Here is a 773-nt window from a genome sequence, read left to right as displayed (position 1 = left end):
GGGGACTTGGTGTGTTGGCGCGCTGATGGGCAGCTGGATTATCTGGGCCGCGCCGATGAGCAGGTCAAGATCCGCGGTTATCGCATCGAACTGGGCGAGATCCAGGCCGCCCTGACCGGGCTGGACGGGGTGGACCAGGCGGTGGTGATCGCCCGCGACGACCAGCCCGGCACCCCCCGGCTGGTCGGCTACATCACCGGGGCCGCTGACCCGGTCGCGGCGCGCGCCGCGCTGGCCGAGCGGTTGCCCGAGCATATGGTGCCCGCCGCGGTGGTGGCGCTTGACGCGTTGCCGTTGACGGCCAACGGCAAACTCGACACCCGCGCCCTGCCCGCCCCGGACTACACCAGCGCCGGGCGCTACCGCGCCGCGGGCGATGCGGTCGAAGAGATCTTGGCCGGCATTTATGCCGAGGTCCTGGGTGTGCAGCGGGTCGGGGTCGATGATTCGTTCTTCGAGCTGGGTGGGGACAGCATCGCGGCGATGCGGGTGATCGCGGCGATCAACACCACCCTGGATACCGACCTTGCGGTGCGCACCGTGTTCGAGGCACCCACGATCGCCCAGTTAGCACCCCGCGTCGGTGGGTCAAGCGGTGGGCTGGCCCCGCTGGTGGCCCAGGAGCGTCCGGCGGTGGTGCCGTTGTCGTTTGCCCAGCAGCGGTTGTGGTTTATCGATCAGTTGCAGGGGCCCTCGGCGGTGTACAACATGGCGGTGGCGTTGCGGCTCAGTGGGCATCTGGATGCCACGGCGCTGGGAGTCGCCCTGGCCGA

Annotated in this window: 1 protein-coding gene; it reads left to right on the top strand. The window is 69.6% G+C overall.

The window, feature by feature from the left end; translation table 11 throughout:
- Nucleotides 1–773, top strand: a 773-nt coding sequence (locus A5753_RS00005; protein WP_231989940.1) for a phosphopantetheine-binding protein, incomplete at both ends; no start/stop codon positions are given.

The sequence above is a fragment of the Mycobacterium sp. 852002-51971_SCH5477799-a genome, from assembly GCF_001667145.1.
In the GTDB taxonomy this organism is placed as follows: domain Bacteria; phylum Actinomycetota; class Actinomycetes; order Mycobacteriales; family Mycobacteriaceae; genus Mycobacterium.
The sequence above is the reverse complement of the archived record's forward strand: the minus strand, read 5'-3'. Positions and strand labels throughout refer to the sequence as shown.